The organism is Chlorobium sp. (genome assembly GCF_049593655.1).
In the GTDB taxonomy this organism is placed as follows: Bacteria; Bacteroidota; Chlorobiia; order Chlorobiales; family Chlorobiaceae; genus Chlorobium.
This window is the reverse complement of sequence record NZ_JBAWHG010000061.1, coordinates 19488-43743: the sequence shown is the minus strand read 5'-3', so window position 1 is coordinate 43743 and position 24256 is coordinate 19488. Positions and strand designations below refer to the sequence as shown.

21 protein-coding genes and 1 riboswitch are annotated in these 24256 nt (G+C 59.6%); of the genes, 18 read left to right on the top strand and 3 right to left on the bottom strand.

The annotated features are described in order from the left end of the window. Positions 1-24: 24 nt before the first annotated feature. From WBP50_RS10835 to WBP50_RS10825, 3 genes are all read right to left on the bottom strand, one after another. Entirely contained in the window at positions 25-1284 is a 1260-nt protein-coding gene (locus WBP50_RS10835) for an MFS transporter (protein ID WP_423934385.1), read from the bottom strand. A gap of 106 nt (positions 1285-1390) precedes the next feature. Then, the gene (locus WBP50_RS10830; protein WP_423934382.1) at positions 1391-2272 is read right to left on the bottom strand and encodes a cobalamin-binding protein; all 882 of its coding nucleotides are present in this window, start codon (positions 2270-2272) and stop codon (positions 1391-1393) included. Then, complete coding sequence (locus WBP50_RS10825; RefSeq protein ID WP_423934379.1) at positions 2250-2660, bottom strand: NUDIX hydrolase; 411 nt, start codon at positions 2658-2660, stop codon at positions 2250-2252. The genes WBP50_RS10830 and WBP50_RS10825 overlap by 23 nt, the downstream gene beginning before the upstream one ends. Positions 2661-2835: 175 nt before the next feature. Here WBP50_RS10825 and WBP50_RS10820 point away from each other — a divergent pair, with 175 nt between their 5' ends. The 18 genes from WBP50_RS10820 to cbiD all read left to right on the top strand — a co-directional run bounded on the left by WBP50_RS10820 (position 2836) and on the right by cbiD (position 24246). Then, a complete protein-coding gene (locus tag WBP50_RS10820) occupies positions 2836-3327 on the top strand; it encodes an SRPBCC family protein (protein WP_423934378.1) in 492 nt (163 codons plus the stop codon). Then, positions 3320-4999, top strand: a complete 1680-nt coding sequence (locus tag WBP50_RS10815) for a Na/Pi cotransporter family protein (RefSeq protein WP_423934375.1) — start codon at positions 3320-3322, stop codon at positions 4997-4999. The genes WBP50_RS10820 and WBP50_RS10815 overlap by 8 nt, the downstream gene beginning before the upstream one ends. Positions 5000-5228: 229 nt before the next feature. Continuing rightward, positions 5229-5469, top strand: a riboswitch (cobalamin riboswitch). A 268-nt stretch (positions 5470-5737) separates the two neighbouring features. Then, a complete protein-coding gene (locus tag WBP50_RS10810; RefSeq protein WP_423934372.1) occupies positions 5738-7624 on the top strand; it encodes a TonB-dependent receptor plug domain-containing protein in 1887 nt (628 codons plus the stop codon). Between the two features lie 67 nt (positions 7625-7691). Next, positions 7692-8006, top strand: a complete 315-nt coding sequence (locus WBP50_RS10805) for a 4Fe-4S dicluster domain-containing protein (RefSeq protein ID WP_423934370.1) — start codon at positions 7692-7694, stop codon at positions 8004-8006. A 48-nt stretch (positions 8007-8054) separates the two neighbouring features. After that, complete coding sequence (locus WBP50_RS10800; protein WP_423934367.1) at positions 8055-9272, top strand: ABC transporter substrate-binding protein; 1218 nt, start codon at positions 8055-8057, stop codon at positions 9270-9272. 1 nt (position 9273) lies between these two features. Next, positions 9274-10368, top strand: a complete 1095-nt coding sequence (locus WBP50_RS10795) for a FecCD family ABC transporter permease (protein ID WP_423934364.1) — start codon at positions 9274-9276, stop codon at positions 10366-10368. Beyond that, positions 10365-11462, top strand: a complete 1098-nt coding sequence (locus WBP50_RS10790) for an ABC transporter ATP-binding protein (RefSeq protein WP_423934363.1) — start codon at positions 10365-10367, stop codon at positions 11460-11462. Before WBP50_RS10795 ends, WBP50_RS10790 begins: the two co-directional genes overlap by 4 nt. Continuing rightward, complete coding sequence (locus tag WBP50_RS10785) at positions 11459-12649, top strand: ABC transporter substrate-binding protein (protein WP_423934361.1); 1191 nt, start codon at positions 11459-11461, stop codon at positions 12647-12649. Before WBP50_RS10790 ends, WBP50_RS10785 begins: the two co-directional genes overlap by 4 nt. A gap of 14 nt (positions 12650-12663) precedes the next feature. Next, a complete protein-coding gene (locus WBP50_RS10780) occupies positions 12664-13806 on the top strand; it encodes an adenosylcobinamide amidohydrolase (RefSeq protein WP_423934359.1) in 1143 nt (380 codons plus the stop codon). Next, entirely contained in the window at positions 13794-15350 is a 1557-nt protein-coding gene (locus WBP50_RS10775; protein WP_423934357.1) for a nitrilase-related carbon-nitrogen hydrolase, read from the top strand. The genes WBP50_RS10780 and WBP50_RS10775 overlap by 13 nt, the downstream gene beginning before the upstream one ends. Continuing rightward, positions 15347-16153 (top strand): uroporphyrinogen-III C-methyltransferase, encoded by an 807-nt coding sequence (cobA, locus tag WBP50_RS10770; protein WP_423934355.1) that lies wholly within the window; start codon positions 15347-15349, stop codon positions 16151-16153. The genes WBP50_RS10775 and cobA overlap by 4 nt, the downstream gene beginning before the upstream one ends. Positions 16154-16160: 7 nt before the next feature. Continuing rightward, entirely contained in the window at positions 16161-17087 is a 927-nt protein-coding gene (locus WBP50_RS10765) for a sirohydrochlorin cobaltochelatase (protein WP_423934353.1), read from the top strand. Next, positions 17065-17886 carry a precorrin-2 C(20)-methyltransferase gene (locus WBP50_RS10760; protein ID WP_423934351.1) on the top strand — a complete coding sequence of 274 codons (822 nt, stop codon included), beginning with the start codon at positions 17065-17067 and terminating at the stop codon, positions 17884-17886. Before WBP50_RS10765 ends, WBP50_RS10760 begins: the two co-directional genes overlap by 23 nt. Next, complete coding sequence (cobJ, locus tag WBP50_RS10755) at positions 17883-19298, top strand: precorrin-3B C(17)-methyltransferase (protein WP_423934349.1); 1416 nt, start codon at positions 17883-17885, stop codon at positions 19296-19298. The genes WBP50_RS10760 and cobJ overlap by 4 nt, the downstream gene beginning before the upstream one ends. Continuing rightward, positions 19291-20505 carry a precorrin-6y C5,15-methyltransferase (decarboxylating) subunit CbiE gene (gene cbiE / locus WBP50_RS10750; protein WP_423934348.1) on the top strand — a complete coding sequence of 405 codons (1215 nt, stop codon included), beginning with the start codon at positions 19291-19293 and terminating at the stop codon, positions 20503-20505. The genes cobJ and cbiE overlap by 8 nt, the downstream gene beginning before the upstream one ends. Then, complete coding sequence (gene cobM / locus WBP50_RS10745; protein ID WP_423934346.1) at positions 20502-22382, top strand: precorrin-4 C(11)-methyltransferase; 1881 nt, start codon at positions 20502-20504, stop codon at positions 22380-22382. Before cbiE ends, cobM begins: the two co-directional genes overlap by 4 nt. Continuing rightward, a complete protein-coding gene (locus WBP50_RS10740; protein ID WP_423934343.1) occupies positions 22379-23152 on the top strand; it encodes a precorrin-6A/cobalt-precorrin-6A reductase in 774 nt (257 codons plus the stop codon). Before cobM ends, WBP50_RS10740 begins: the two co-directional genes overlap by 4 nt. Next, a complete protein-coding gene (gene cbiD, locus WBP50_RS10735; protein WP_423934341.1) occupies positions 23149-24246 on the top strand; it encodes a cobalt-precorrin-5B (C(1))-methyltransferase CbiD in 1098 nt (365 codons plus the stop codon). Before WBP50_RS10740 ends, cbiD begins: the two co-directional genes overlap by 4 nt. Positions 24247-24256: the final 10 nt, after the last annotated feature.

Here is a 24256-nt window from a genome sequence, read left to right as displayed (position 1 = left end):
TTTTCTCATGCAGGGAAAGCCTGGTCAGATGCTTTCAGTTTCTGCTGCAGGTTCCAGAGCCTCAATTTTATACTTGAACAGGGCGAGCGCTATAAAAGTGCCTACGATGGTCAGCAGGCCGGCTACAATATAGGGCGCATGAAAATTCATGCCGTAAAGGATACTCCCGCTGAACGGCCCCATGATGCGGGCAAAGGAATTTACCGACTGCGAAAGCCCGAGAATCTGCCCCTGCTGCTGCTTGTAGCTGTAAAGGGAGATCATGGAGAGATTGATGGGGGCTACCAGGCTTGTGCCGATCGCAAAGCAGAGCAGGATCAGAAGCCCGTAGGAGAAAAGCGTGTCCTGAGGGATGAACGGTACGAAAAAAACCCCGGCAAAGGTGAACAGATGGCCCCAGAGGAAAAGCCTGTGTTCGCCGACTTTCCTGATGAGCCGTCCGATCAGTCCACCCTGTACGATGACCGAGAAAAAGCCTACATAGGCGAAAATGTAGCCGATCTGCTGATCGGATGCCATGAAATACTCCTTCCAGAGCAGAATGGAGGCCACCTGCATGTTGACGATGGCGAAGGTGAAGATGTAATTGGCGATCATCAGCAAAGCAAGCGGCTTCGAACTGAAGGAGAGCTTCAGGCCGTCGATGTACTCGTCGGTCTTGGCTTTCAGAAAAGAGGTCGATCCGGCTCCCTCGCCCTTCCGGCTGAACATGCTGATCGCAAGTTTTTCGGCTTTTTTGTTGGATTCCGGCAGAAAGAAAACCGCGAGAATGAAATCGAGGAAGATAAGGCCGGAAGCCACGTATCCAACCATTGCAATGCCATAGTTATGCTTGAGCAATCCGCCGACGAGCGGTCCGATAATGAACCCTACGCCGAACGCGGCGCCGATCATGCCCATGGCTCCCGAGCGGCTTTTGCTGTCGGTCACATCGGTAATGTAGGCCTGTGCTGCGGCAATGTTGGCCGATCCGATGCCCGAGAGCCCCCTGGCAAAGATCAGAAGCGGAATATTGTCGGCCTGCGAAAAAATCAGATAGGAGAGTGCGGTGATGAAAATGCTGATGAGCATCACCGGTCTTCGTCCGATCTTGTCGCTCAGCTTCCCCCAGAGCGGGGAGAAGATAAACTGCATGATGGAGAAAATCGCGGCGATGAGGCCGATCATGAAGGGATTTGCGCCAAGGTCTTTGGCATAGGTCGGCAGCAGGGGCAGAACAATGCCGAATCCGATCAGATCAAGCAGAACGGTAAGGAGGAGGATGACCAGTGGCGATTTCTTCATGCATGCATGCTGTTATATTGCGGCACCATCGAGCTAAGGCCTCAAAGATAAACAATTCACCCCTTTTCCTGCAGGCTGCTTTTGAAAAACAGCACTTTCAGGGGGTTTATTTTTTTTCGATAAGTCGCTCCAGCTGCGCGATTCCTTCCAGCACTCTCGGACCCGGCCGCAGAAAAAGGCTGTTGTCGAAGCCGTCGAACACCTTCCTGTTCCGTACCGCGCTGATATGCTTCCAGCCGCTTCTCTGCATGACGCCCGCGGCGGCGGGGGTCTCTTTCGACATGTACATGCAGGCGATGATGTCGGGGTTCTGTTCGATTACCCACTCCTGTGATATTTCGAAATACTCCTTGCGAACGGCGTCGCCGATATTGCGTCCTCCGGCATAGCTGATCAGGGCCGACGTGTAGCTGTCCCTGCCGCCGGTCCAGAAGGGATCATCCCATATTTCAAGATAGACCAGGGGTTTTTCCCTGCGGCCGAGGTTTTTCTTCCTGAATCCGGCAAGGCCTTTTTCAATGACGGAGGCAAGGCTGTCGGCCTGAGGCCGGTGGCCGGTGAGTTTTCCGAGTGTCCTGAGCGCTTCGGGAATATCGTCAGGGGTTCTGCAGATGATCCTTTCGGTCCGGATGCCCAGATCCCTGATTTTGCTGTTGCTCTGTTCCTCCTCGAGATCGACGTCGATGACGATATCCGGATGCATGGAGGCCAGCACCTCCATCGAGGGCCTTCCGAAAGCTCCCGCAACCGGAACCCTGGCGGCCTCTGCGGGCCAGTCGCACGCCGTGGTTCGCCCCACCAGATGTTCTCCGGCTCCGATGGCAAAAATCATTTCGGTAATGCTCGGCGCGAGGCTTACGATTCGGGGTTTCGTCTCCTGCTTTGCTTCAGCTCCGCTTTCGGTTTTCATGCAGCCCGTGCAGAGAAGAAGGACCGAGGAGAGCAGGAGCAGGAAAGGGATGCCTTTATGCCATGTCGCGAGTCGCATACTGTTTCAGGAGTTCGTTATGGTGGAAGGCGAGTGGCATCGAAAGCGCCTCGTCGAGAGGGAACCAGCCCGTTTCCTCGACCTCGTCGGGCATCAGGCGGAGGGTTCCCTCAGCTGTTCCGAAAAACGCAAGCGCAACCGCATGGAAGCCGTACTGCGGAAAGATTTCGTCGATGTAGCAAAGGAACTCCGGATAGGCAAACCCGAGCCCGGTCTCTTCGCCCACCTCCCGCCTGACTGCTGCAAGAGCGGTTTCGCCCTGGTCGATATGTCCTCCGGGAAGGCACCAGAATCCCCTGAAGGGCATAACGGCCCTCCGGGTAAGCAGCACCGTCGACCGGTTGGCCCTGTCCGGCGCGATGATCGCGGCTACCGTGGCTTTTGTCATGGGATGGCGGTTACATGGGACAATATCTTTCCTTCAGCAGGGAAAATGGCAAAAAAAGATGATATCCGAATGCTCCCTGCTGCAAAATATTCCGTGTCGCCGCATTACAGACGGCTACTTTTTACCCCTTCAAACCGTTATAGCTGAAAACGGTAACACAATCCGCCTTACTATCATGGGGCTCAACACCCTGACCTTCAGGCAGTGCATTCCGGTCTCCATCGAAGAGGCATGGGAGTTTTTCTCCGATCCGGCGAACCTGGCAAGGATCACGCCACCGGAAATGTTTTTCAGGATCACCAGCGGTACTGCAGGGCAACAGATTTACGAGGGCATGCTGATCACCTATACGCTTTACCCGTTCATGATGCTGCCGGTGCAGTGGGAGACCGAAATAACGAAGGTCGACAGACCTTTCCTTTTCGAAGACCGGCAGAAATCCGGGCCTTACGGGAGCTGGCGCCACCGGCATCAGTTCCGTGAAATTCCGGGAGGCATCGAGATGACCGACCGGATCGACTATTCGATGCCTTTCGGAGTGTTCGGCGATCTGGTCAATGCGCTGATCGTGAGCCGCCGCCTCGAGGAGGTGTTTGCCTACAGGAAAAGAAAGACAGGAGAACTTCTTGGTGTCATGAATTCCGCATCGTTGCACCGCCATGCATAACGAACTTTCCTTTCCGTCCATAGCGCTTTCCTTTGCCGGGGGGCTTGCGCTGTTTCTCTACGGCATCACGGTAATGAGCGGTGGCCTCAAGAAGGCCGCGGGGAGCCGCATGCGCGATTTCATTGCCCGTATCACCGATAACCGTTTTTCCGGATTGCTTGCCGGAGCCCTTGCCACCATGATGGTGCAGTCGAGCAGCACCATCATGGTCATGCTGGTCGGGCTGGTGCAGTCGCAGCTTATGACCTATGTCCAGGCGCTCTCCATCATGCTTGGCGCGGAAATCGGCACGACGGCCATGGCGCAGCTTATCGCCTTCAGGATTCACGAGTACGGTCTGCCGGTTTTCGCCGCGGGTTTCGCGCTCAACCTCCTGAGCCGGAGGGAAGCGCTTCGCAACGCGGGTGAAGCGCTCTATGGATTCGGGCTGTTTCTTTTCGGCATGAGTCTGATGTCGGGAGCTGTCGTGCCCCTCCGCTCTTACGAGCCGTTTCTGAAACTTCTTGGCTACATGGAAAATCCGCTGTACAGCGTGCTTGCCGGTATGCTGCTGACCGCTCTGATGCAGAGCAGCGGAGCCTTCATCGGCATTGTGATCACGCTTGCCCAGCAGGGTTCACTGTCCCTGGAAGCCGGCATTCCGCTGCTGCTCGGCGCCAATATCGGCACCTGCATTACCGCAACGCTGGCAAGTATCGGCACCATGCGTCCGGCTCGCCGCGTCGCTCTTGCGCAGGTGCTTTTCAATGTCAGCGGAGTTGCGGTTTTTCTGTTTCTCATTCCCTGGTATGCCGATTTCGTTCGCATGCTTTCACCGGCGGCGGGGGTTCCCGGAACGGCCATTCCACGCCAGATTGCCAATGCCCATACGTTTTACAATGTCTTTATGGCGGTCATGTTCCTTCCGCTGATTTCCTTCTGGGCGAAACTGCTGATTCGTCTGATTCCCGACAGTCCTGAAGAGACGCGGCTGCGGCCTTCCGTCTGGTATATCACCAATTCCGCTCTCTCCACGCCGTCGCTTGCCCTGAGCTATGCAAGGGCAGAGACTGTGCGCATGAACCGTATTCTTGAAAGGATGGCAGGGGCTTTGCTTCCGGCTTTTACCGGAAACCCTGCGGCAGGAGATACGCTTTTTCCGGAGCTTTCCCTTGCCGGGGGAATCGGCATGCGGGAGGAAAAGATCGACTTTCTTGAATCGAAAATGTCGGATTATCTCATTGCCATCAGCCGGCAGGAGCTCGGTGAGCGCGAGTCCCGGGAAGTTTTCGCACTCATGGCTATCGTCAAGGACCAGGAGTCGATAGGCGACAGCATCGAGGCTCTCCTGCAGAAGCTGACTGGGCGATCCCCGGAAGCCTCGATGTCCCTGACGGAGGAAGGCATGGCTGACCTGTCGGCCCTGCATGCATTTCTCTGCGGTGAAGTTGCCGGTCTTACCGGTGCCGTGCAGGAGATGGGTGCCGCCAGGGCATCGGCAATCGTGCACGGTGCCGACGATTTTTCCGTGCTTGCCGCGGAAGCTGAAGTCCGGCATCTGCAACGGCTGCGCAGGCTGCCCGAATCGGCCATGACGCACGACCGGCATATGGAGCTGCTGCATGCCTTCGAAGAGATGCACCACTACTGCAAGAGCATAGCCCGCAGCATCATGAATGCGGGAAGTCAGTAGCAGAAGATGTGGGCGGTGAGTGGTGAGCCGGAAGGCGGAAGTCGGTCGCCGTGAGAGGTGGGCGGTTAGCCGGAAGTCCGGGGGCGAAAGAGTGCCGGAAGTTACAGTTGTAAATAGTTCTGAGTTTTTTTTGCTGAACTGACGTTCCGGTTATTCTTGCCGCTCACCGCTCACCGCTCACAGATTTCTTGCATTTGAAAAAATTATTCGCTATCTAATTCCCTCGAAGTTCTTTCTCGTCATAACAGGTGCCGGCTTAAAAGCCGGAGAATAGGGAAGTACGTGAGATTCGTACACTGTACCCGCAACTGTACAACGGTAAACCGCCATTCAGAGCTCATGGCCACATGAGTTTGAAAAGCGGTCTTTTCAGGTCACTGCGCTGATTTCCTCCCAGGAAAAGCGCGGGAAGGTCTGCAAAGGAAGTAAACCGTGAAAGTCAGGAGACCTGCCGGTTATGCTATTGCAATCAATAATCAGACTACGGGTTTATAGTCTCAGGCAATACTGTACATGAAAAAAACAATGTATCCGGCGACATCCATATCCTGAGCGGCTCAGGTACTTTCTGCTCTAACGGTTTGTTTTCGGTTGCTCCGTGCGCGCCTTTCCGGCTTTTCAGCATCGTTGGCTTCGTATGGATGCCGTGTTCGTGTTTTTTTTTCGTGTACGTTTCCTGCCCCTGGACGGACCTGTCAGTCAGTTTGAAGTTTTATGAAACTGATAACAGGCAGACACATGACAAAAAAAACAGTTGCCTTTCTTGCGGTTTGCGTTGCATGCCAGAGCGCGTTGTACGCAGGGGAACCCTCCGAACGCTTTTACACTACCGATGAGGTGGTGGTGACGAGCAGCCATTTTTCTGAAAAGGAAAAGGAGAGCGCCAGGTTTATAACCGTCGCCGACAGCGAGAAACTCAAAAAAACCGGGGCCACTAACGCCATCGAAGCGCTTTCCCGAATCGGCGGTCTCGGGTACAAGTCCCTCGCTCCCCTTGGCGTCAACAAACTCGGCATGAACAGCTCGGTCTACATCAGGGGGATGGCCGACGGCGAGCTCATTCTTGTCAACGGCATGCCTGTCCAGCAGGCAGCTTCGAAAGGGTATGATCTCAGTGCCATTTCCATAGACCAGATCGAGAGAATCGAGGTCCTCAAGGGCGCCGCGTCCACGCTCTATGGAGCCGATGCGATGTCGGGCGTGATCAATATCGTTACCAAAAAACCTTCCGGCGAAACATCGGCGACCGCCTCGGTTGAATTCGGCAACGAATCGTGGATGAACCACGGCGTCAGCGTCAACCTGCCCGGCGCGACTATCGGTTTTCGTTACCAGCACATGGGCGAACTCGACAATGTCGGCCGTCAGTTTACCAACAAGTACACCAATGCCCTTGACGAGACCGACCGGTACATGTTCAGTCTCAACCTGTCACCGTTTGCCGACACCTATATCGATTATCAGTATTCCGGCTACGAAACGGGCTTCATCGATCGTTATGATTCGGGACTGGTCGAACGGACGGATCAGCAGAGCGACTTTCATTTTCTCAATATTCGTTATGAAAGCGATGTGTTCAAGGCAAAGCTGTACGGCGTTTACGACAATCGCGTTCAGACGGAGTACGTCGATGGGGTATTCGAGTCGGAGGTCGAGCGTCTGAATTACAATTACGGCGCCGAGACCGATTATCGTTTTCTTTTTTCCCGCGGTTTCGAGCTGAGCGTGGGAGCGGACTATGTTCATCGCTATGCCGAATATTCCAACATCTACGGGGAGAAGTCGCGCGATGATTACGGCGTATTTGCGGAGTTGAAAAAACGGTTCGGCGATGACGTTATCCTGACGTTCGGCGGGAGGGAGCAGTTCATCGACAACGAAGCGGAAACGACCGATTACAACGTGTTTCTGCCAAGCGTCGGTCTTATGTGGAAAGCTTCGGACGATCTCAATCTGTTTGCCAATGCGGGCAAGGCTTTTCAGGCTCCGACCTTTACCCAGCTGTACTACGACAGCAAAACCATCAAAGGAAATCCCGACCTCAAACCGGAATCGGGCTGGAGTTACGAGACAGGGTTCAAGTGGAACTGCGATTGCGCTTCGGCAAGGATTTCCGGATTCTGGATGACGTATGACGACAAGATCCAGATCGATCGAAAGACAAAGCCTTACCGCTATTTCAATGCCGGCGCGTATGAAACGAAAGGCATCGAATGGGAGCTCGGACTGCGCCCGTTTTATGGCGAAGCAGGGATTCTCGGCAGGGTTTCGCTGTCTGCAGCAGGATACTGGGCGGATCCTGTCTCGGAAGATATCTACGGAGAAAAATACCAGCCAGGTCCGAAGTTCCAGAATACCTTCGGCATCACGTATGCCTCGATACCGTTCGGTCTCGACCTGAGATGCCGGATACTTGCCGGCCGCCAGGACAATCTGGACAATTATACCGCTTTCGATCTTTCCGGAAGGGTGAAAGCGGGCCCCGGCAATGTCACGGTCGCTGTTGAAAATCTGTTCGATACCGAAATCCAGACCTCCGGCAATCTGGTTGAAACGGCAAGCAGCCGTTACGTCTATTACGATCCGGGCCGTCTTCTCCGGGTCGGATACGCGGTTGCATTGTGAACGACCCTTTTTCTCCGTCAGAGCCTCCCGTCTGTGTGTGGGGCGGGGGGGCTGGCAAAACCTGTGAATGGAGATAATCGTGAGCGACCATGACAAGAGAAGAAAACGTCGGCTGACTGTTCCCCGTGAGCAGATCGAATGGTATCCGGCGATCGATCCCGATCTGTGCAACAGTTGCAGTTCCTGTTTCGATTTCTGCCCGAAAGAGGTTTTCGCATCGGGGCCCCGGGAAGAGGGGCTGCGGCGTCGGCCGAAGATGACGGTCGCCGAGCCGTACCGGTGCATTGTGCTGTGTTCCGCCTGCGAAAGGATATGCGCCGCAGGGGCGATATCGTTTCCCCCGCGTGAGGCTTTCGAGCACCTTGTAGAATATACCGACTGAAAGAGAATGAAAAGAGATGAGGTACGTATGTGTCGGAAGGGTAGTGCGATGACGCATCCAGGTGGAGCGACCCCTTCCCGTAAAGGGGTTCGCCCGGCTCTGCTGCTTGCCGGTCTGATCCTGCAGCTGCTGTTTTTTTCGGGGTGTACTGCCGTGCAGGAAGAGGGCTCCGGCCCGTCGCCATCCGGTTCCGCGCCGCACGCCGGGAGCGGTTTCATCCGGTATGCGAAAGGGTTTTCCCTGCAGCATCACGCCGGATTCATCACCCTGCACATCGATCCGGCTCCGGACGGGCGGAAGGACACGCTGCGCTATATCCTGCTTCCCTCCGGAGCTTCGGTTCCGAAGGGTTTCCATGGCTATGTTCCCGTCCGGACCCCGGTAAAAAGGATTGCGGTTTTTTCCACCACGCATATCGGTTTTATCGATATGCTCGGCAGGAGTGACGGCATTATCGGGGTTTCCCGTCCCGAGTTTGTCAACACCCCTGCGGTCAGATCCCGCATAAGGAGCGGAGCGATCAAAGCGATCGGCATGCCGTTCAGTCCCGATGTCGAGGTTCTGCTGAATCTGGACCCCGATCTGGTTATCGCGCCGGCGCTTCCCGCGGCCCGGAAGACCGATTATCAGGCGCTTGTCCAGGCGGGCATCCCGGTGCTCGTCGTTGCCGAATGGCTGGAGCCGTCGCCTCTCGGGCGCGCCGAGTGGATCAGGCTGTTCGGCGCTCTTTTCGGCAGGGAGGATGCGGCTCGCGAAAAGTTCGACGCCATAGAGCGCTCCTACCGGAAACTCGCCGCCCTTACAGAGAACGTCAGGGAGAGGCCTGCGGTACTGACCGGCCTTCCGGTAAAGGATACCTGGTTCGTTCCTGCCGGCGGCAGTTACGTCGCGGCCCTGCTGCACGACGCCGGTGCGGCCTATCCATGGAGCGACAGGCCCGGTACGGGCAGCATAAGCCTGGATATCGAAGCGGTCTATCCCGTTGCGCTCGAGGCGCCCTACTGGTTGAACCCCGGAGCGGTCGAATCGATGGACGAACTGCTTGCCATGGATAGCCGCTTCCAGGATATGCTTTCCGTAAAAACTGGCAGGGTCTACAACAACAACCGCTGGATTAACGCAGCAGGAGGAAACGCCTACTGGGAGTACGGCGTTCTCAGGCCCGATCTGATTCTCCGTGATCTTATCTCCATCCTGCACCCCGGGTTGCTGCCGAAAAAGGGCGGCAAACCCGATTCCCTAACCTTTTACCGGGAGATCAGGTAGTATGGCCGTCCGTATTTCCGGCGCGCAGGCTTCGGACGGGCATGCGTGGCCCCTTCTTTCTCCGAAAGCAGGCATGCTGTTCGTGCTCCTGCTTGCGCTTCTGCTGCTCTTTCTTCTCGATATCGTGCTGGGTTCGGTGCAGATACCGCTTGAAAGCGTTATCGGGATTCTGCTCGGCAGGGGCGCCGAACACCCCGCCTGGGAGAAAATCATTACGGCCATCCGCCTGCCGAAAGCCGCAACCGCGGTTATTGCCGGAGCAGCCCTTTCGGTGAGCGGCCTGCAGATGCAGACGCTTTTCCGCAATCCTCTGGCCGGCCCCTCGGTACTCGGCATATCGGCCGGTGCAAGCCTCGGGGTCGCCGTGGTGATGCTTGCTTCAGGCGGCGCGGCCAACGCGTTCGCCATCCGTCAGCTCGGCTTCGGAGGGAGCTGGCTTATCGTCATCGCGGCAACGCTCGGCGCGATGGCCGTGCTGCTGATCGTGCTCGGCATAGCCGTTCGGATCAGGGACAACGTCGTGCTGCTCATCGTCGGCATCATGGTCGGCAATATCACGATTTCACTGATCAGCATCTGGCAGTATTTCAGCGAACCCGAGCAGATCCAGGACTATCTGATCTGGACCTTCGGCAGCCTTGGCGGAGTACTCGGGCCGCAGCTTGCCGTGCTCGGCGCCGTTGTCGCTCTGGGACTTCTTGTCTCCTTTTCCGCTTCGAAGTCGCTGAACGTGCTTCTCCTCGGCGAAAATTACGCGCGCAGCCTCGGCATGAGCACGTTCTTCGTTCGGGTGTCGGTGATTGCCGCCACCAGCCTGCTTGCCGGAAGCGTCACGGGGTTCTGCGGCCCCATAGGGTTTATCGGCATCGCCGTGCCGCATCTGACCCGTTCGATGCTCGATACCTCCGACCATCGCTTTCTGATGCCCAGCTGCTGTCTGGTGGGAGGCATCCTGATGCTTGCCTGCGATATTGTCGCCCAGATGCCTGGAACCCAGACAACGCTGCCGATCAATGCCGTGACGGCCTTGATCGGTTCTCCGGTCGTCATCTGGGTCATTATGAAACAACGAAACCTCAAGTCCTCCTTTTCATGAACAACAGCATACTGCAGACCAGGGATCTGGCCATCGGGTATCCCGCCGGAAAGAGGCTTGGGATGTCCGGAAACCGACGATCGGGCAACAGGTCGAAGATCGTCGCGGAAGGCATGTCCCTCGAGCTGCGTGAAGGCGAGCTGGTATGCCTGCTCGGCCCGAACGGATCGGGCAAGTCAACCCTCATGAGAACGCTTGCCGGCGTGCAGAAACCGCTCGGCGGGGAGGTGCTGCTTTCGGGAACACGACTCGACCGTCTTTCGGCAAGAGATGGCGCCCGGCTGCTCAGCCTGGTGCTGACCGACAAGGTGCTGACCGGCAATCTTTCGGTCTATGCGCTTGTGGCGCTTGGCCGCTATCCCTATACGGGGTGGGCGGGGAACCTCTCGCCCCGGGACGAAGCGGTGGTCCGCCATGCCATTGAAACAACCGGAACCAGGATGTTCGCGCACCGGCATCTCGGCGATCTGAGCGACGGGGAGCGCCAGAAGGTGATGATCGCCCGTGCAATCGCCCAGGATACGCCGGTCATCATGCTCGACGAACCCACCGCGCATCTCGACCTTCCCAACCGGCTCGAGATCGTCAGGCTTCTGAAAATGCTGGCCCGCGAGCAGAAAAAAGCCATCGTGCTCTCGACGCACGAACTCGACATGGCCCTGCAGACTGCCGACAGGATCTGGCTGATGCGGCCCGTCGATGCCCCTCACGGAGAGCGGAAGTCATCGATAGTTTCCGGCATTCCCGAATCACTCGTGCTCGACGGTCAGCTGGAGCAGGCGTTCAGGCGAAAGGGGTTCGAGTTCGATCTCCACTCCGGATCGTTCCGCTTCCGCCACGATGCAGAACGGACGATCGGCCTTGTCGGCGATGGCGTGCGGGCATACTGGACCCGGAGAGCACTCGAGCGGATCGGCTGCAGGGTGGTGCCGGGAACGGCAGTCCCGCAGCATGTCGTGGTGGCCGGCGAGAACGGAACCGGGCACTGGCAGTTCTTTGATGGCAGCACCCGCAATCCCCACAAACTTCAGGCTCTTTCCGACGTGCTGACGGCTGTCGGCGTGAGTGGATCGTCAGGGGAGGTTGTCCGGTGAATACGTTCGGGTTTCGTTATCCGGGAAGGAGCGGAAGCATCCTGCTCCTCATTCTGCTTCTGCTTGCCGCCTGTACGCCTGCAGGCCGGCAGACCGGCAGCAGGCAGCAGGCTGATCGGGAGGCGGGCGAGGTGCGCTATGCAAGGCTGTTCACCATCGCAAGGGAGAACGGCTGTACCCGGATCACGGTCGCCGCTGCGGATTCCGCCAGCCGGCAGGATCCCTTCACCTATCTGCTCGTGCCTGAAGGAAAGCCTGTTCCCGAAGACGCGGGCGAAGCGATGGTGGTCAGAATCCCTCTGAAAAAGGTTACCTGTGAAAACGGCTTTCAGGTGTCGCTGCTCCAGATGCTCGGTCGATCCGCCGCTCTTGCCGGCGTGTCGGGAAAGCAGCGGGTCGGTCAGGACGACGTGCATCGAAAGATCGACAGCGGGGAGCTTGCCGTGATCGGATTCATGAGGGGAATGAACATGGAGCGCCTGCTGAAGACCGCACCCGACATGGTGTTCGTCAACACGACCGGAGTCGCCTCGGACGTGCCCGGAAAACTGCGCTCCTGCGGATTGACTCCCGGCATGTTTTCGGCCTCTCTCGAAGAGCATCCGCTCGGAGCGTTCGAGTGGATCCGGTTCATGGGAGCGTTTTTCGACCGGGACAGCCTTGCCGATGCGCTTTTCAGTGAACGGGAGCGGGCCTATCTGGACGTGCAGGCCAGGGTGGCGGACGTGAAGCGACGTCCTTCGGTCATTGCCGGATACAGCAGAAAGGGAGCATGGTCGACCATGGGCTCTTCGCGATGGTTTGCGACCATGCTCGACCATGCAGGAGCGGACTACCTCTTCAAAGGCAAGCCATTCGAGCGGGGCCATCTCATCGGTCAGGAAGCGGGGCTCAGCGCGGGCATGTCGGCCGATTTCTGGGTGAATACGCATTTCAGGGCTGTCTCCATCGACGATCTGACAGGCGAAGACTCCCGATACGGGCTGTTCCGGAGCGTCCGCGAACGCAGGGTGTACAACAACAACGGCAGTTGCTTCGCAAACGGCAGAAGCCGGTTCTGGGATACGGGTATGACCGAACCCCATCTCATTCTGGCCGATCTTGTCAGCATTTTTCACCCGGAACTGATGCCGGGTCACAAACTGAAGTATTACAGGCGGCTCGATCGGAAGCCGTTGAACCAATGAACCGGGATGAACCTATGCAGTTGGGAACCTATGGCGGAGCGGAAGTCCACCGCACCGGGAAAATGCTCATCGTGCGCTTTAACGAACCGCACCGGGTCATCTCGACCAGCAGGGTTTACGGCGGGATGCATGACGATCTGCAGTGCATCTTCAACCACCAGTCGTGCGAACCGGCAGGACACCATCGCAAGGAGCTGAAAGCCATTGTTTCCGACCCCCTGCGCTACCAGACGGAACTGTGCGAGCAATACGGGCTTCCGGGGCTGACCGCATCGCTCGGCACTGCAGCGAACATGCACTACGCGGCAATAGAGACGGCCAGGTTCCGGAATCTGGCCGTGACGGCAATCTGCACCGGAGGTGTCGAAGGCAACGCAGGCCGCGCAGGCGATCCCGCCTCGGTGTGGGAGGGGGAGGCCGGATTCGAGCCGCTGGCCGCCTCCGGAGATGAGCCTCCGGGCACCATCAACACCATGCTGCTCATCAACAGGGAGCTTGCACCCGGAGCGATGGTCCGGAGCATCATGACCGCCACGGAAGCAAAGTGTACGGTTCTGCAGGAGCTCGCGGTGTCATCGCGTTACTCGGACGGTCTGGCGACGGGAACCGGAACGGACCAGATCGCCGTTGCCTGTTCCCTCGGCGGCGGCTCGCCGCTGACGAGCGCAGGCAAGCATTCGAAGCTGGGGGAACTGATCGGGCGGGCGGTATCGCGAGCTATCGGCAAAACACTGGCTCTGCAGAACTCCCTGACCCCTGAAAACCAGCGGTCGATCTCCGAGCATATCCGCCGTTTCGGCGCGGACCGGACGGGGTTGACGGAGGGCGTTGCCCGAAGACTTCCCGAAGAGGCCGCCGAACTGATCCGAAAAAACCCGCTCGCTCTCGACCGCGATCCCCTGGCGGTAGGAGCGGCCTGTGCTCTGGTGCATGTCCGGGACAAGCTCGCATGGGGAATTCTCCCCCAATCGTGCATGCGCGAGCTTTTCGTCATGCACGGAGCCCTGCTGGCCTCGGCGGTTTCCCGAAAAAGCGGGGAGTACGCCGGTTATGCCGCCCGGCTTGAACATGAGCAGGCGGGTATGGACAACCATGTTTTTCTTGAATTCATCTACGCAGCCTGCGCGCTGGGATACCGCGAAAAATGGAACAACTGAAGATAGCGCTCATCCATCCCGACGTCCGGTATGCCGATACGGAGCATAACCGCAGGCAACTTGTCGAACTGAACCGGGAGGCGGCCGAAAACGGCGCGCGGATTCTCGTCAATACCGAGCTGGGGGTTTCGGGCTACAGTTTCAGTTCGCGCGAGGAGGTGGCTCCGTATGCGGAACCGCAGAACGGGCCGACAGCAAGGGCTCTTGCCGAAATCGCCACGACGCACGGCTGCTATATCGCGCTTGGTTACGCCGAGGAGGATCCGGCTACCGGAATCTATTACAATGCCGTCGCCGTCATCGGACCTGACGGCATGCCGGTTCTGAACTACAGGAAGATAACCGCAGAGGTCAGGTGGGCGTGTGCGGGAGATCCTCTGCAGCGGAACGTTTTCGATACTCCCTGGGGCAGGGTTGGGGTCATGATCTGTTCGGATACCTATTACGGCTCCATACCCAGAATGTCCGCCCTCAGGGGAGCTGACCTGCTGCTGGTATCGGCGAACTGGCCCGGAGGATCGCTCGATCCGAAAGAAATATGGCAGGCGAGGGCCCGTGAAAACGGCTTTTTTCTTGCCGCCTGCAACCGTACCGGCAGGGACAGAACCATGGAGTGCGAAGAGGCCTGCTCCTGCGTTTATGCCGCAGACGGCGGCGTGATGCTCGAAGCGGCTTCCCCCTTTTCAACGGTGTTCCATGTCTCGCTTCCCCTCGTGGAGGGGCGAATCCCTTCGGAGCGCGCCGTTCGGCTGCGCCACAGGACGCCGGAACGCTATCGCCCGCTCTATCTCGACATGCGCTATGCAGCCGACATGACCGCATACTGCAGGCTTCCCGGGCCCGGGATGCTGCAGCTGCTCTGTCAGCCGGTTCAGGACGGGGCGTTTCCGGAAGAGCGATGTTTCGAGGGCATGTTCTCCCGATCCGGCTCCGCAAGGCCCGAGCTTGTGGTTTTTTCCGCAATCGGCTCCTGCGGTTTCGAAGAAGCCCGCCTCAAGCTTCTTGATGCCGCAGGCCGATATGAAACCGCGCTCTGTACCGGTTTTTCCGGCGAAGGCGGCCGGATGCACCTTCTTTTCTGCGACAGCCGGGGCAGGGTCCGCACCAGGGTTGCCGGGCATGACGATTTTGACTGTATCGATCTCGATCATGCGCGTATCGCCCTGGCGGGCAAGGAGGAGCTGTACCATCCGGAGGCGGCCATAACGCTCGCAAAAGGGGGATGCGATCTTGTCGTGACGCCGGCGGATTTTCTCGATGATCACGACCAGAGGGTTCTCGGTTCGCGTTCCATCGAGCAGGTCGCCATCGGGGCTTGCGCTTCGAACCGTTCGTTCGTATCCGTTCCCCCGGTAGAGCACTATCGCTGGGCCGAGAGCTGCGCCGAGGGAGGAGCGCCCTGTGCCGTGCAGCTCGACGTTCCGGCGCTGCGCAGGAAACATTTTTATGATCGTCTCGATACCGCTCTTCTGCTCGGAAACACATCGTCGCCGGAAGGGACGGTTTCGCCGGAGCACGGGCAGAACACCAATTTCCTCCCATGACGCTGATCAAGGAAACCGTAACCATAGCCGGAGCGGGCCCCGGCGATCCGGAACTGCTGACCGTGAAGGCCTGGAAACGTCTCAGGGAGGCAGACGTGGTGCTGCACGACGCACTGGTGCCTCCGGCCATACTCGATCTTGTCGGCGCGGATGCCGAGGTCATTCATGTCGGAAAGCGGTGCGACGACGGTCAGGACCAGGACCTTCGGCAGGAGAGCATCAATTCGCTCATGATCCGCTGCGCCCTGCAGGGGAGCAAATGTGTCCGGCTGAAAGCCGGCGATCCGTTCATTTTCGGGCGGGGGGTCGAAGAGGTGCGCGCCCTGCTCCGGCACGGCATCAAGGTGGAGGTGATTCCCGGCATTACCGCGGGTATCGCGGCCGCCGGCATGCTCCATATCCCGCTGACCGAACGCAACAGGATGCGTTCGGTGCTGTTCTGCACGGGGCAGGGCACGCAGTACTCGACGGAACAGTTCAATGCGGTGATGGCGCTCGTCAGGGAGGGGAGTTCGATGGTGCTGTACATGGGCCTGAAAAATCTGGACGAGTTTGCCGGCCGTCTGCTTGAAAACGGGCTCGCCCCGGAACTTCCGGTTTGCGCCGCATCGAGGGTTTCCTTGCCCGGCCAGCAGCTGGTATGCGGCACGCTCGCGACCATAGGGCGCGAAGTCCGGGAAAAAGCCATCGGAACTCCGGCCGTTTTCGTGATAGGCGAGCACTCCCTGCCTGTCGGGTTCGGTGAGATTCCATACACGCTTGCCGACGGCGCCGTTCCGGACGACAATCATAATCATCGCTGAAAGCATTATGGGCAGAACACACAGCAAAAGAGAGCAGCGGAACCGCAAGGCCATCCTGCTCGCGCATTTCGGGACATCCTTTCCCTCTGCGCTTCCCTCGCTCCAGAACATCCGGAAGGAGGTGGTCGGTGCTTTTCCCGGCATTGAAACGCGGGTATGCTTCACCTCGAACATGGTGCGCACCATCTGGTCGGGCCGGAGAGCGGAGGCCCGGAAATGGCTGGAACAGGGTGTTCCGGAAGAGATTCTTTCGGTACAGGGGTTTCTGGGCGCAGTCGGCAATCTGCAGGATCAGGACTACCGCACCATCATCGTGCAGCCTACCCACGTCTATCACGGCGAGCAGTTCGAGGACCTGAAATCCTACGTCACCTCGCTCCAGTCGATCCGCACCATAAAAAAGGTCTGGGCTCCGTTCGAGCAGATCGTGCTTTCGCGCCCCGCTCTCGGCACCTACGGGGTTACCCATGACTACCTGGACGATGTCGCCGGAGTTATCGCAGCACTTGGCGACGATGTGGCGCAAGCGAGAGCGAAGAACGCCGCGCTGCTCTACGTGGCGCACGGCAACGATTTTTTTTCGTCGGGCGTCTTCGGTGAAATGCTGCATATGCTGCGCGGAGCCCATCCTGGGACGGCCATTCATATCGGCATGCTCGAAGGCTATCCGGGCATCGACGATACCATAGCGGAGATGCTGCGCCGGGAGGACCGGCGGGTGCTCCTGAAGCCGTTCATGATCACGGCGGGCGATCATGCCCATCACGATATCGACAACCCCGATCCCGACTCATGGCGAAGCAGGCTCGAAGCCGAAGGGTTCTCTGTCGAAGCCGTCATGGAAGGACTCGGCTCGAACCGTTCGTTTGCCGCTCTGTTCACCAGAAGAATACAGGAGACCGCACAGGACCATGGGATCGATCTTTTCGCATAGCGGGATGCCCGCCGCCATGGGCGCTATCGGCAACAGCGCGGCTCCCGCAAGGGATGACGCGCAAGGGGTGCTCTACGGGGTCTCTCTCGGCCCCGGCGAGCCGGAGCTCATCACGCTCAAGGCGCTGCGGATTCTTGAACGTTCCGAGGTGATCTGCTGCCCCGGCACGCCCGACCGGATGGGCGGGATAGGAAGCCTCGCGCTCGACATACTCCGCGCTCTCGGGCTGCCCGAAAGCCGGTTCCGGGTCATGGCGGTGCCGATGTTCCGCAACCCGGAGATCGCGGGGGAGAAGTACCCCGAGCATTTCAGCGCCATAGCCGGAGCGTGCCGCGAGGGAAAAACCGTGGCCGTGGCGAGCGTCGGGGACGCGGGTTTTTTCAGCACCTTCACTCCGTTCATGCAGATGGCCGCCCGTGAGGGGATTATGTGCCGCGTCGTCGCCGGGGTTCCGGCGTTTCTTGCCGCCGGTGCGGCCGCCTGCATCCCTCTGGCGCTGCATGACGACCGGGTCACGGTAGTTGCCATGGCTGCAGGCACCGAGGAACTCGAACGCGCCGTCCAGGCCGGGGGAACGGTTGTCGTCATGAAGCTTTCGACCATTCGGAAGGAGCTGGTCCCCTGGCTTGAGCGGAGCGGCCACCCCTTTCTTTACGCCGAAAAAGTCGGCATGCCCGGCGAATTCATCACTTCGGATATCCGGCAGCTCCGCCGGAGGAGCATACCCTATTTTTCGCTGCTGATCTGCTCGCGTCATTGCCCGCAGCCGGCACAGAACATCGAACATAAGGAAGCATGAAAGAAGGACGCATAACCGTGGTCGGGCTCGGGCCCGGCAGCGAGGAGACGATAACTCCCGAGGTCATGCACGCCCTGCGTTGCGCCGATGCCGTGGTTGGCTACCGGGTCTACATGCAGGCGATCGATCGCCTGCTGCCCGATCGTGCGATCCGCGTGACGGGCGGCATGACCGAAGAGGTGGCGCGTGTCGAAAAAGCGTTCGCCCTGGCAGCCGAGGGGCTGCATGTGGTTGTGGCGAGTTCGGGCGACGCAGGTATTTACGGCATGGCTCCGCTTGTTTTCGAAATGCATGCGCGGGAACCCTACGCCGGAATCGCCGTTGCGGTTCTGCCCGGCATCAGCGCCTTTCAGGCGGCGGCCGCCCGGTTGGGCGCTCCGATCAGCCATGACTTCTGCGTTATCTCGCTTTCCGATCTCATGACCCCCTGGCCGGTTATCGAGCGCCGGATCAGGGCGGCAGCGGACGCCGATTTCGTTACGGCAATCTACAATCCGAAAAGCCGCGGGCGGTACTGGCAGATTCACCGTCTGAAGGAGCTTTTTCTGCGGAGCCGCAGCGCCGGAACGCCTCTGGGCATAGCCCGCAATGTCGGGCGTGCGGACGAGTCGCTCCTGCTCACCACGCTTGGAGCGTTCGATCCGGACTCCCTCGACATGTTTTCAGTCATGCTGATAGGCAACGCTGCCACCTTCGCTTCCCGCGGCAGCATGATCACGCCGAGAGGCTACCGCCTGCAGGAGAGCGGCGAAGCGCCGCACGGCGTCGGACAGTCGATCATGATCGAAAGCTTCCGCACCATCGCCGGCATGCTGAAGCGGGGAGGCGATCACCCGCCCGATATGCTGTGGGCGCTTATCCATACCATCCACACAACGGCGGATTTCGAGTTCGAGGAGCTGTTTTACGCTTCGCCGGGAGCGATAGCTTCCTGGCACCGGCAGCTCACTGCCGGTGGTGCGGAGATCGTGACCGACGTCACCATGGTGCAGTCGGGACTGCGCAAGGCCGCCCTGGAGCGTTACGGCATATCGGTCTGCTGTTATCTCGGCGACTCCAGGGTTCCGGAGATGGCCGAAAAGCTGGGGATAACCCGTTCCCAGGCAGGCATGCGGCTTGCCGCAAGGGAGCATCCCCATGCGCTTTTTGTGATCGGCAACGCTCCGACCGCGCTCATGGAGGCGGCCAATCTGCTGCATCGGGGGAGCTTTTCGCCAATGGGCGTGATCGGCGCTCCGGTCGGTTTCGTGCATGTCGTCGAGTCGAAACTGCGTCTGAAAGCCGCCTGCGGCAAGACGCCGATTGCCGTGATCGAGGGACGCAAGGGGGGAAGCGCCGTTGCCGCCACCATCGTCAACGCTGCCATGAGTCTCGACGACGCCCGAACCATGAAGCCCGGCCGCGATGTCTGAACAGTTCACCCTCATCGGTATCGGCGACAGCCGCAGTCCGGAACTCTCGCGTGAAGCCCGCGAAGTTCTCCTGTCTCACCGGGTTTTTGCCGGCGGCGTCCGTCATCGCGCCATCGTTGCCAGCCTGCTGCCTTCGGGGTATCGCTGGATCACCATCTCGCCGCCGCTTGACGGAGTGCTCGCTTCTCTTGGCGCGGAGTCGGAACCGGTAGCGGTTTTCACATCGGGAGACCCCTTCTTCTACGGTTTCGGTGCGACATTGCAGCGCGTTTTTCCGCACGCCGCCTTACGCTGTTTTCCGTTTTTTCACTCCCTCCAGCTGCTTGCCCACCGGATGCTGCTGCCCTACCAGCAGATGCGCCATGCCTCTCTGACCGGTCGCGGATGGCAGGAACTGGACCGTCTTCTGATCGCCGGTTCCCCGCTTATAGGAGTGCTTACCGACAGCAGGAAAACCCCTGCGGCCATCGCGTCGCGGCTGCTCGATTTCGGCTTTACGGAGTACGTCATGGTTGTCGGCGAGGCGCTCGGCGGCCCCGAAGAGCGGGTGCGCACCTTCAGGCCGGAGGATGCGGCCGATGAGGATTTCCACTCGCTCAATTGCGTTCTGCTCATGGCCGAAGAGCCTCCCTGGCGATCGTTCGGCATAGGCGAAGCGGAATTCGAGGGGCTTCCCGGTCGTCCCGACATGATCACGAAAATGCCGGTACGCATGGCCACGCTTTCGCGGCTGAACCTTGCCAATGCCGGGACTTTCTGGGATATCGGCTTCTGCACCGGGTCGGTCTCGATCGAAGCGAAACGGCTGACGCCGGATCTCGAGGTGACCGCATTCGAGCGGCGTCCGGAGTGCGAAGCGATATTCAGGAGCAATTGCAGAAGGTTCAGGGTCCCGGGCATCAGAACGGTGATGGGCGATTTTCTCGATCAGCGGCATGAGATCTATGCGGGCGGGGACGGCACACTCGATGCGGTCTTCATCGGAGGGCATGGCGGACGGCTTCGGGAGGTATTTGCCGTTCTCGACCGTATGCTGTCGCCGGGAGGCCGCGTTGCGGTGAATGCCGTACAGCAGAGCACGCTCGACGGATTCCGCTCACTGACGGCAGGCTCCGGCTACCGGCAGCTCGAGGAGCTCCGCATCGTATCGGGCAGCCACCATCCCATAACCATCGCTGCGGCGGAAAAGAACGGAACACCATCATGAAACACCATACCATCACCATTGCCACGCTTACCGGAAAGGGCGCAGCGGTTGCCCGAAACCTTCGGGACTATCTTTCGGGAGAACCCGGCTGCCGGGTCGAAATCATTTCCGCAAGGGAGGGCGAGGGATTGCTGAAAGTGCCTTCGATCGCCGGCCATGTCCGTCAGGAGTTCATGAACCGGGATGCGTTTATATTCATCGGCTCGCTCGGCATATGCGTCCGCGCGATCGCTCCCGTCATAGGGGACAAGAGATGCGATCCGGCCGTCGTGAACTGCGACGAAAACGGCTTTTTCGTCCAGCCGGTGCTCTCCGGCCACAGGGGGGGCGCCAACGATCTCGCCCTGCGCCTCTCCCGTCATCTCGGCGCCCAGCCGGTCGTCACCACGTCGAGCGACGTCCAGGGCCTCTGGCCTCTCGATATTCTCGGCCGCCAGGAGGGATGGAGCGTGGAGCCGTGGGGAAGCCGCTCGATGACCTTCATGATGGCGGACTATGTGAACCATGCGCGCACCGCGCTTCTGCTCGACGTGCGCGACCGGGTGACGGAGATGCTGGAGCGCACGAAACCGGAGTTCGTCGATATCTACTACGACTACCGGGCAATACCGTTCGACTCGTACGCGCTGCTGCTTGCCGTGACGCACCGGCGGTACGAACCTCCGGTTCCGGCTGTCTTCTACCGCCCGAAAGTGCTCTGTGTCGGGCTCGGATGTGAAAAGAACATCGACCCCCGCGGCTTCATAGACGCCTTCGAGGCAGGGTTTCTGCAGCTTGGCCTTTCGCCCCTGTCGATCCGTTCGCTGGGCTCCATCGATCTGAAGGCCGACGAACCGGCTTTTGTGGAACTTTCCGGCAAACTGCAGATACCGTTTCACTGCTTTTCCGCCGAAGATCTCGGCCGTGTGGACGGCGTGCCCAATCCGTCCGCGACGGTGATGCGAAAAATCGGTGTGCCGAGCGTAGCCGAAGCCGCTTCAGCCCTGCTTGCCGGAAGTGCCGGCTGGATCGCGGAGAAGCGGAAATGCGCCATACCCGGCGCTGCCGCAGGCTCTCCCCGGTTCTTCACCATGGCCGTAAGCCTTGCAGCCGGTGCGGCCAGGGAGGGATTGATCGCCATCGTAGGGGCGGGCCCCGGCGATCCGGAACTGATAACCCTCAGGGGCCGCCGTTTTCTGGAGAAGGCCGACCTCATCCTTTACGCAGGAAGCCTCGTGCCGGAAAAGCTCACCCATGCGGCCAGGCCCGGAGCGCTCGTACGGAGTTCCGCAGGCATGGCGCTCGAAGAGCAGCTCGAGCTCATGAACCGCTTTTACCGGTCAGGCAGGTTCGTGGTCAGGCTGCACACCGGTGATCCGTCGATCTACGGCGCAATCCAGGAGCAGATGGCCTGGTTCGAAGAGCACGACATGCGCTATGAGATCGTGCCGGGCGTCTCCTCTTTTCAGGCTGCCGCCGCCGCATTGCATGCCGAATTCACGATCCCCGAAACCGTCCAGACCATCATTCTTACCCGCGCGGCAGGGAGGACCCCGGTTCCGGAAAAGGAGCGCCTCTGCGAGCTGGCCCGGTCGCAGAGCACCATGTGCATTTACCTGAGCGCAGGCATCGCCGCGAGCGTGCAGGAGGAACTGCTCCGGCATTACTCTCCCGATACCCCGGTTGCGGTCTGCTATCGCCTCACCTGGGACGACGAGCATATCCTGCGCGGCGAGCTTTCCCGTCTGGCCGAACTGGTCGGCATGACCGGCAAAAGCAATACCGTGCTCCTGGTCGTCGGAGCCGCTCTCGGAGCCAGGGGAAAACGCTCGAAGCTTTACGACCCGGCATTCGCGCACGGCTTCAGGGACTCGGCAGGGGAGGCCGTACGGGCATGATCATCCTCTTTGGCGGTACTACCGAGGGTCGCCTGGCCGCAGGCCTGCTCGACGGCATGTCGCGGCGCTACCTCTACGCAACGAAGTCCGCTTCGGGCTGTTTTCCCATGAGCCACGGCGAACATCGTAACGGAGCGCTCAACGACAGAACGATGGTTTCCCTGCTGGCCGAAAGGGAGATTCGCCTGATTATCGATGCGGCCCATCCTTTCGCGATCGGCCTGCACCGGACGATTGCGCGGGTCGCAGGCACCCTTTCCCTGCCTGTCATCAGGCTGGAACGCGATTACCGTATCGACCCTGAACTCATCGACACTCCCCGTGTCCGTTTCGCGGATTCCCTCGCCGCGGCGGCAGGTCTTCTCGAAATCATGAAGCCCCGCGTCGTTCTTGCCGCCACGGGCGTGCAGAGCGTTTCCGTTCTTCGTCCGTACTGGACGGAGCATCGCATGAAGGTGAGGATACTGCCTGCGGAGCGTTCGTACGATCTTGCGATACGTGAAGGATTTCCGGAAGAGGATATCATCCGAAAGGCGCCATCGTGCAGTCAGGCCGAGGAAGAGGCGACCTATCGCCTGCACGGTATCGATTGCCTGCTCTGCAAGGAGAGCGGATCGTCCGGTTTTCTGCCGGTCAAGCTTGCCGCGGCAAAGGCATGCGGCATCTCCGCAGTCATCGTTCGGCGTCCTGTTCTGCCCGCCACGTTCAGGACCGTTCACTCCGTCGCGGCTCTGCGCGAGGCGTTGTCCGACAGGGGGGAGCGGCCGTGAACGACTCGGGAAAAGCGCTCCGGACAGGGTTCACGACGGGGGCCTGCGCCGCCGCCGCGACAAAAGCATCGCTGTCGATGCTGCTCTCCGGTCTGCGCGTGCATGAAGCCGTCATCAGGTTGCCCGGCGGGCAGTGCGCGGGATTTTCCGTAACCGAAAGCCGGCGTTCCGGCATTTCGGCGACGGCGTGCGTGAAAAAGGACGGCGGCGACGATCCTGATGTGACCAGCGGCCTCTCGATCTGCAGCGAAGTGTCGCTTCGTCCCGATCTTCAGGACGGAACCGTCCTGTTCCTGCACGGGGAGGGGGTCGGGACCGTAACCCTTGCCGGTCTCGGCATTCCGCTCGGGGAGCCGGCCATCAACCCCGTACCGAGAACCATGATAACCGGAGTCGTACGGACGCTTCTGGACAGGTACGGGGTTTCGGGCGGCGCCTCGGTCCGCATATCGGTTCCGGGCGGCGCCGCGCTGGCTGAAAAAACCATGAACGCGCGGCTCGGCGTGCTTGGCGGCATTTCAATCATCGGAACGAGCGGCATCGTCGTGCCGTATTCCGGGCAGGCCTACCTCGACTCGATCCGGAGGGCGTTGCAGGTCGCCGCGGAAAACGGATGCCGCGAACTGGCCATTTCGGCCGGAGCCCGGAGCGAAAACGCGCTCCGGAGCGTATTCCCTGGCCTTCCGGAGCAGGCCTTCATCCATTACGGCAACAGGATCGGCAAAACGCTTGAAATGATTGGCGATATCGGCGGCTTCGAGCGGGTTGTCGTCGGGGTCATGCTTGCGAAGTCCACCAAGCTCGCGCAGGGGGAGCTCGATCTGTCGAGCCGGAGCGTCGGGCTCGACAGGGAGTTTATCGCAGGGCTCGCCGCAAAAACAGGATATCCGGAGAGCACAGGGGAGAGCATCCTGGAGAGGGAACTGGTGCGCAGCGTCGTGGAGCTTATTCCGTTCAGGGCGCATGAGCCCTTCTACCGGGAACTTGCCGAAGCATGCAGGAGCACCTGTGCGTCGGTGATTCCCTCCATCGGGCTCACCTTCGTGCTGATCAGTCAGGAGCACGGCTGCATCGTCTGCCCGGATAACCGATAACCGAACATCG